Raw genomic sequence first — 6,305 nt, forward strand, 5'->3', positions numbered from 1 at the left:
TGAATGTACTCGACAATGAGCAAATTCGTTCGTTTGGTATACCCGTTATTGTAATGGTATTAGATGCATCTCATGATGGATTTTCTGATGTATCTTTTGATATGGAGCGCATCGGGGCGGTAATAGATGTTACATCCAATAGCATAGATGACTATGTAGGGGCGATAGAGCAAATTGTGGCAACTTACGAAGCTTCCATTTTGCCACCTTTCTTTAGAGCCTTATCTGATTACGTAGGGGATAACAACGTTCAATTTGACTGCCCAGGCCATCAAGGTGGACAGTTTTTTGCTAAGCATCCTACGGGACGTGCTTTTTATAATTTCTTTGGAGAGCATATTTTCCGTGCGGACTTGTGCAATGCCGATGTAAAGCTCGGTGATCTTTTAATTCATGAAGGCTATGCTCATGATGCTCAGGCTCATGCTGCCACAGTGTATAATGCAGATAAAACATATTTTGTATTAAATGGCACATCTTCTGCTAACAAGGTAGTTCTGAATGCCCTTTTAACGCCAGGGGACATCATTTTATATGATCGTAATAATCATAAATCTATTTGCCATGGCGGTCTCGTTATGTCTGGCGCAACACCAATATATTTAGAGACCGCACGCAATCCCTTTGGTTCCATTGGTGGTATCTTAGAGCACTGTTTTGATGAAAGCTATATTCGAAATCTAATTGGTGAGAAGGATCCTAATAAAGCTAACGCAGACCGTCCAATTCGTTTAGCCGTCATTCAATTAGGCACCTATGATGGTACGATTTATAATGCTCGCCAAGTAGTAGATAAAATTGGTCACTTGTGTGACTATATTTTCTTTGACTCTGCCTGGGTAGGATATGAACAGTTTATTCCTATGATGAAAGATTGTAGTCCCTTATTATTGGAATTAGGCCCAAATGATCCTGGAATTTTAGTGACGCAATCTGTACATAAGCAACAAGCTGGTTTTTCTCAGACGTCACAAATCCATAAGAAAGATAAACATATTAAAGGGCAAGACCGTTATGTAGACCATAAGCGTTTTAATAACTCCTTTATGATGCATGCTTCTACATCTCCTTTTTATCCACTCTTTGCATCCCTCGATGTAAATGCAAAAATGCATGAAGGTGAATTGGGGAAACAGTTGTGGCGTGAATGTATAGAAGTAGGGATTGATGCCCGTAAGTCTGTATTAAGGAGCTGCAAATATCTTAGACCTCTGGTGCCACCTATTGTACATGGCAAGAAGTGGGAAGAAGGCAATACACAAGAGATGGCTAATGATGTGAGTTATTTTGCCTTTGAACCTAATGCAAAATGGCACTCATTCAAAGGCTATGGTGAAGGGCAGTACTTTATCGACCCTTGTAAATTCCAGTTAATTACGCCTGGTATTAATGTTGAAACAGGGGAATATGAAGACTTTGGTATTCATGCCAATATTCTGGCCAACTATTTACGGGAAAATAAAATTATCCCAGAAAAATGTGATCTTAATACGATTCTATTTCTTATGACTCCTGCAGAATCTAAAGCTAAGATGGATGCGCTTGTAGCCGAACTTCTTCGTTTTGAAGAGCTCATAGACCGCAACGCGCCAATGGAAGAGGTATTACCGTCGATTTATCATAGTCATATCAATAAATATAAAGGCTATCGTATTCGTCAGTTATGCCAAGAAATGCATGATTTTTATAAAGATAGAAATGTGAGTATTCTACAACAACGCTTATTCTCCAAGGAATATTTCCCAGAATATGTATTGAATCCACAAGAGGCAAACTTTGAGTTTCAACGTAACAAGGGTGAACTCGTACCTTTAAGTGAGGCGGAAGGACGTATTGCTCTTGAAGGGGCCCTTCCGTACCCACCAGGTGTATTATGCATACAGCCAGGCGAGCGATGGTCTCGGACTGCTTGTGATTACTTCCTGGCTTTAGAAGAAGGCATTAACCAATTGCCTGGATTTGCTCCAGAGATACAAGGCGTATACCTTATTGAACAACCAGATGGCTCTAAAAAAGCCTATGGTTATGTATTGAAAAAAGAATATGAAATGTAAATTTATGCATTTGAATTATACAATAGAGAATCTATAATTATTCTGTACAAATATATAGGTATGTAATATTATTTGCTAATATATGCAAATAACGAAATTATTAGATGTAAAATCTATAGAAAACAATTTTTAGGAGAACTAAAATTTCTTGTGATTTTTTATTAATAGTTATTGACAGTGCATAAAAATAACTTTATACTAGGTTCATAGAATGTGATAAACGTATAATAGATATGAGAAAAATTCATAAAATTGAAAATTTCTTATTTAGATTTGTCAACATTACATGAGTTGATAAGGACTGATCACATAGAACTATGCTAATCTTGTATAACCTTGACGGGATGGGTCAAGGCTCTCTAGCGTAAACCGAAACTTACGACTACAAGAGCTTCTTTTTGATGCTCTTGTAGTCGTTTTTTTATTTACAATTTTATTTTTTTTCTAAAAGTTTGGAGGAATGTGAGATGAGTTCAATGGAGAACGGAAGAACTTATGAAGCAAATGGTTTTCTTGATCGCTTTTTCAAGTTAACCCAACATGGCACGTCAGTGAAAACTGAGTTTTTTGCAGGTATTACGATGTTTATTGCGTCAGTATATATTCTGGCAGTAATACCAAACCTATTATCTGTATCAGGCATGCCGCATGCTAGTGCAGTAGCAGCGGTTGTTTTAACAACAGCTTTTGCCACAATGCTTATCGGTTTAGTAGCTAATGTTCCTGTTATCGTAGCACCAGGTCTGGGTCTCAGTGCGTTCTTCTCGTACACTATTTGTGGTGCCATGGGTCTTAGCTGGCAAACAGCATTAGGTGCCGTTTTTATTTCCGGTACAGTATTTGTTATTTTAACGGTTACTAAAGTTCTTAACAAAATTGTAGATGGTATTCCACAAGTACTGAAAACATCGATTGGTGTAGGTATTGGTTTATTCGTTGCTTTCATCGGCTTTAAAAATGCACACATTATCGTACCTAATAATGCTACCTTTGTAACACTAGGTAATATGCAAGATCCAGCGGTATTATTGACTCTATTAGGCTTATTTATTACTAGTATTTTGCTTGCAAAACAAGTTAAAGGTGGTTTGCTCATCGGCATGGCTTTCACTACAATTGCAGCAATGGCTTTAGGTTTAACTAAGATGCCTGCTACAAGTGCAGATATCTTTAACTTGGTGCCACCAGTTCCAGTTGATACATTTGCTCAATTAGATATAATGGGCGCTATTAAATATGGTATTTTCTCTATCATTTTCTCCATTACTATTGTAGATATGTTTGATAATATCGGCACATTAATTGGTGTAACGAGAAAAGCAAACTTGGTAGATGAAAATGGTAAGTTTGAAGGTTTAGATAAAGCGTTGCTATGTACTTCTATTGGCGCTGCAGCAGGTGCCGTTGTAGGTACTTCTACAGTTACTTCTTACATTGAAAGTGCGGCAGCCGTTGCCGACGGTGGTCGTACAGGTCTTACAGCAGTCGTAACAGGTCTTTTATACTTGGTAGCCTTGTTCTTTGCACCATTGTTCTTATTGGTGCCACCACAAGCGACAGCACCTGTACTTATCACGATTGGCGTATTTATGATGAGTGAGGTTACACATATTGACTTCACTGACTTCACAGAAGCATTGCCAGCATTCTTGACAATTCTTCTTATGCCTTTAACATTCAGTATTGCTCAAGGTTTATCCTTTGGTTTTATCTCTTATACATTGATTAAATTGACTACAGGTCGTCGTCATGAAATTCATCCTATTATGTATATCATGACATTGGCATTTATTATTCACTTTGCCATCTAAAACGCCTATACTATGAATCATATAGCATTGTATATTGATCGAAAATAAATCTAGCATGTGGTATAGGACGATTCGTTTATAATCCTGAACATGCGAGGAGGTTATATGAATTCAACAATTATCTTAAAAGGAAATATTTTATATACACCACGTCCATCGGAATTTGTAGCTATTCAACAAGGTTATGTTATTGCCGTTGATGGTGTAGTTGTTCATTGTGGTGAAAGTATACCGCCAGCGTATGCAGAACATCCGATTACAGATTATGGTGACCATCTCCTCATCCCTGGCTTTGTAGATACGCATGCTCATGCACCACAATATTGTAATCGCGGTCTAGGAATGGATAAGGAACTCTTACCTTGGCTTGAAACGTATACCTTCCCAGAGGAAGCGAAGTTTAGTGATCAAGAGTATGCTCGTTTAGTATATGGCGCCTTTGTTCACGACTTATGGCGCAATGGTACGACGCGAAGTATCTTATTTGGTACTATCCATAAAGATAGTACATTAGTGTTGATGGAGCTTTTACAAAAAGCAGGTTTATCTGCCTATGTAGGCAAGGTCAACATGGACCGCAATAGTCCGGAATTCTTGATTGAAGATACAAATCAATCATTGGCTGATACTAAAGAGTGGTTAGACGCATCAGCTCAATTTGGTCCGTTAGTAAAATCTATTATTACGCCTCGTTTTGTACCATCTTGTACAAGCGAGTTAATGAATGGATTAGGTAAATTGGCAGAAGAGTACAATGTACCAGTTCAATCTCACTTGTCAGAAAATCATGGTGAAATTGACTGGGTAGCGTCTTTGCATCCGGAGGCAGCTAATTATACTGATGTGTACTATGAACATCACTTGATGGGGCGAGTACCGACTGTAATGGCTCATTGCATTCATTTAAGTGACGTAGAAATGGATCGCATGGCAGAAACACAAACTATGGTGTCTCATTGTCCGTATTCAAATGTAAATTTATCTAGTGGCATTGCGCCGATTCGTAAATTATTTGAACGGAAAATACCTATTGGCTTAGGTTCCGATATTTCTGGTGGACATATTGTATCCATGGCGAAGGTTCTTACAGAAGCCATTGGATTATCCAAGATGAAATGGGTGGAAGTCGATCAAACGTATGCGCCACTTACATTGAGTGAAGCTTTCTATATGGCTACAAAGGGCGGCGGCGCGTTCTTCGGCAAGGTGGGCAGCTTTGAAAAAGGTTGTGAACTTGATGCCCTTGTTATCGATGATACGGCATTGTTTGATCCTAATGAACGCTCCCTAGAAGAGCGATTGGAACGCTGGTTATACGTAGGTGATGATCGACACATCGTAGAACGCTATGTAGCAGGTAAAGTGGCTCCAGAGCCTACGAAGTAAATAAGAATTAAAAGAATATCATAAAATTCTTACTTAACCTCTTATAGAAAAAGAATATGGATATATTAAAAGCAGTTGATTTGGAAATCATTCAAATCAGCTGCTTTTTGCGTATCAATGTACTTGGTGTATAATAAAGGGATGTAAAAATTAAGAAAGTGGGGGACTTAATGGATATATTAGGCGCAAGGCGCTCTATTGAACAAAAGTTATTGATGCAGTCTGTTGCCTTGATGGCACTGGTTGCAGTCAGTGGTACTATAATGGGGATTGTTACAGGGTCTAGTGCAGTTTTATTAGATGGTGTATTTTCCTTCGTGGATGTAGTTATTAAGATTATGATGCTTATGACTGCAAAGCTCGTAGCTAGGGAAACGAGTAAGCGATTTCAGTTTGGCTTCTGGCAATTTGAACCGCTTGTGTTGGCCGTAGAAGGTTTCTTTATTTTACTTATTGTTATCTATGCTTTATCGAGTGGCATTACAGACCTCATATCTGGAGGTCGTCATGTAGACTTTGGGCCAGCTATTTATTATGCTATATTCTTTACCATTGCAGATACTGCGTATTATTTATATGTACGTCGCATCAATAAGAGTTTACAGTCTAATTTGATTAAGTTTGATAATGTGAGCTGGTATGTAGATGCCTTGCTAGAGGCAGCTATTTTGATTAGCTTTGTGGTAGCTACCATGTTAGAAGGTACGGATTATGCAGAATGGGCCGCTTATATTGACCCTATTGTATTAATCGTATTAGCCGTACAGATGTTACCGTCCGCTATTCATATTATTGTGCCATCTATGAAGCAAATATTGGGGTGGGCACCATCTTCATTACATAATGAAGTTCAAGAAATTATGGATCGCTTTATGGAGAAATATAATTTCAAAGACTATGTAACGAGTGTGCAAGTATATGGTAATACGCGAATTATTGAGATTGATATTTTAGTTCGTAAGAATTTTCCTTATCAGACGATTGCTGAAATTGATGCGATTCGCAACGAAATTGACCAAGAAATCGGCGGTAATCCAACGGAGAAGTGGGTAAC

General features: G+C 38.2%; 4 protein-coding genes and 1 riboswitch. All 4 genes read left to right on the top strand.

The window, feature by feature from the left end:
* The coding region (speC, locus tag Q0F90_RS06345; protein ID WP_296004228.1) for an ornithine decarboxylase at positions 1-2,054 on the top strand (2,054 nt) is incomplete at its 5' end.
* A 306-nt stretch (positions 2,055-2,360) separates the two neighbouring features.
* A riboswitch (purine riboswitch) is annotated at positions 2,361-2,459 on the top strand.
* 62 nt (positions 2,460-2,521) lie between these two features.
* A complete protein-coding gene (locus tag Q0F90_RS06350) occupies positions 2,522-3,865 on the top strand; it encodes an NCS2 family permease (RefSeq protein ID WP_296004229.1) in 1,344 nt (447 codons plus the stop codon).
* Positions 3,866-3,970: 105 nt separating this feature from the next.
* Positions 3,971-5,251, top strand: a complete 1,281-nt coding sequence (guaD, locus tag Q0F90_RS06355; RefSeq protein WP_296004230.1) for a guanine deaminase — start codon at positions 3,971-3,973, stop codon at positions 5,249-5,251.
* A 170-nt stretch (positions 5,252-5,421) separates the two neighbouring features.
* Positions 5,422-6,305 (top strand): cation diffusion facilitator family transporter (locus tag Q0F90_RS06360; protein WP_296004231.1); only part of this gene is annotated, 884 nt, incomplete at its 3' end.

Source organism: uncultured Veillonella sp. (genome assembly GCF_934190855.1).
Lineage (GTDB): Bacteria > Bacillota > Negativicutes > Veillonellales > Veillonellaceae > Veillonella.